This is a genomic window from Nocardioides pelophilus, from assembly GCF_014180685.1.
Lineage (GTDB): Bacteria > Actinomycetota > Actinomycetes > Propionibacteriales > Nocardioidaceae > Nocardioides > Nocardioides pelophilus.
Window position 1 is genome coordinate 1 of record NZ_JACEHF010000280.1, and the last position, 2,283, is coordinate 2,283.

Annotated in this window: 3 protein-coding genes, 1 tRNA gene and 1 pseudogene; all 5 read right to left on the reverse strand. The window is 71.3% G+C overall.

The annotated features are described in order from the left end of the window. Positions 1-350 (reverse strand): hypothetical protein (locus H0488_RS22890; RefSeq protein WP_183101486.1); only part of this gene is annotated, 350 nt, incomplete at its 3' end. A gap of 297 nt (positions 351-647) precedes the next feature. Further along, positions 648-726 (reverse strand) — tRNA-Gln (locus tag H0488_RS22895). 148 nt (positions 727-874) lie between these two features. Continuing rightward, positions 875-1,153, reverse strand: a complete 279-nt coding sequence (locus H0488_RS25195) for an acyl-CoA dehydrogenase family protein (protein ID WP_312856498.1) — start codon at positions 1,151-1,153, stop codon at positions 875-877. 61 nt (positions 1,154-1,214) lie between these two features. Then, positions 1,215-2,027: pseudogene (locus H0488_RS22900) on the reverse strand (acyl-CoA dehydrogenase family protein); the annotation flags it as partial. Positions 2,028-2,045: 18 nt separating this feature from the next. Continuing rightward, the coding region (locus H0488_RS22905) for a TrmH family RNA methyltransferase (RefSeq protein ID WP_281369744.1) at positions 2,046-2,283 on the reverse strand (238 nt) is incomplete at its 5' end.

A 2,283-nucleotide genomic window follows, 5' to 3' on the forward strand; every position in this document is an offset into this window, starting at 1 on the left:
GAGAGGGCACAGACCGTCCGGCCGTCGCCCGCCACGACCACCAGCCGCGCCTGCGCCCGCACACTGACCAGGGGAGCGAACGCCTGCCTGCAGGCGCGAGGGTCCAACGGCCTCAGGGCCGGGTTCGAGGCGAGGTCGCGGATGAGGGGAACCGCGCTGTCGAACAGGCTGCCGAGCTCGGCCGCCTGGCTCGCCGCCACCTCGGTGAGCTCGTCCTCGGCGCGGTCGCGCTCACGGTCGAAGGTCGCGTTCGTCACCCACACGATGAGCGCGCCGACCGCCACCAGGCAGGCGAGGAAGCTGGCGACCACCGATGCGGTGACCGACCTGCCCACGCCGCGGGTGCTCATGCCGGCCGACCGTGGCCGCCGGGGCCGCTGCCGGGGCCAGGACACGACGCCGGCTGCTCGCCCCGACGGGCGCCGTCGTACGGCCGGTCACCGCCGACTAAGAACGTCCCCATGTCGTCTCGCTCCCCCATGTGTGGTCGATCCCACACTCGCCCACACGAGAGTGGCACGGCAGGGGCCAAGGCACTGCGGGTTCCGGGCAGAAAGGCCCTCCCACGCTGTGGCCAGTGGGGCCAGAGTGGCGCAAGCTCACCCGAGGGACTTGTCAGGGACGGGTGGGGTCACGCTCCGCACCAGCTCCCCGGGTAGGAGTCGAACCTACGTCGCTAGTCCTGATTCAAAGTCAGGCGGGCCCTGCCGGCAGACCAACCGGGGATTGCAGACGCAAAGCCTAAGGCCAGGCCGTCGCGACCCGACAACGTCATACGCTGGCGGACCAGTGAGTCGACGTACGTATGACGTCCCGCCGGACGTCATGCGCGGATTCACCCATGGGTCGACGTACGTATGACGCCCGCGGCCGCTCAGCGCAGGAGGTCGCGCGCTATGACCATCCGCTGGATCTGGTTGGTGCCCTCGAAGATCTGGGTGACCTTGGCGTCGCGGAAGAGCCGCTCGACGGGGTACTCGCGCGTGTAGCCGTTGCCGCCGAGCACCTGCACCGCGTCGGTGGCCACGGCCATCGCGGCGTCGGTCGCGGTGACCTTCGCGACCGAGGCCTGGCGGGAGAACGGGAGACCGGCGTCCTTGAGCCGCGCCGCGTGGAGGTACGACGCCCGCGACCGCTCGACCTCGGCCGCCATGTCNGTCCGCGAGCATGAACTGCAGGCCCTGGTTGTCGCTGATCGGGCTGCCGAACTGGATCCGCTCCTTGGAGTAGCTCACCGCGTGCTCGAGCGCCGCCTGTGCGATGCCGGTCGCCACCGCGGCGATGCCGAGCCGGCCGGCGTCGAGCGCCGACAGCGCGACGTTCATGCCGCGGCCCTCCTCCCCGATCAGGTTCGCAGCGGGGATCCGGGCGCCGTCGAAGAGCACCTGGGTGGTGACGTCGCAGGCGAGTCCCATCTTCTTCTCGGGCGTGCCGAAGCTCATGCCCGGCGTGCCGTCCGGCACCACGAACGCCGACAGACCGCGCTTCGGGTCGGGAGCGGTGCGGGCGAAGAGGATGTAGTAGTCGGCGCACGAGCCGTTGGAGATCCACTGCTTGGTGCCCTTGACGACGTACTCGTCGCCGTCCCTCACCGCAGTGGTGCTGATGGCGCTCACGTCGGACCCCGCTTGCGGCTCGGACAGGCAGTAGGCCCCCAGCCAGTCGCCGCCGAGCATCGGGGGCAACCACTCCTGCTTGACCGCGTCCGACCCGTTCGCGTGGACCACGGTGGCGGTGAGGCTGTGGACGCTGACGCCGACACCGACGCTCGGCCACGCGCGGCCGATCTCCTCGACGACCTGGAGGTAGACCTCGTACGGCTGGCCACCGCCGCCGTACTCCTCGGGGAACGGGAGGCTCATCAGCCCGGCCTTGCCGAGCAGGGAGTACGCCGACGCGGGGAACTCCGCGTTCCGCTCGGCCTCATCGACCTGCGGCCGCAGCTCCTTCTCGGCGATCTCGTGAGCCAGCGCCAGCAGCTCGCGCGCCTCTTCGGTCGGCAGCAGCCGTTCCACGTTCGTCGCCACCCGCCCAGCCTAGGCGCGCTACAGCCTCGCCCGTGACTCGGCGATCGCGTAGAGGGCGACCGACGCGGCGACACCGGCGTTGAGGGACTCCAGCACGCCGGCCATCGGGATCGACACCAGCCGGTCGCAGGTCTCGGCGACGAGGCGGTGCAGCCCGTCGCCCTCGGACCCGACCACGACCACCAGCGGTCCGCCGGCGAGGTCGGGGTCGGCCGCGAGCTCCCGCAGGGACAGGTCGCCGTCGGCCGCCAGGCCG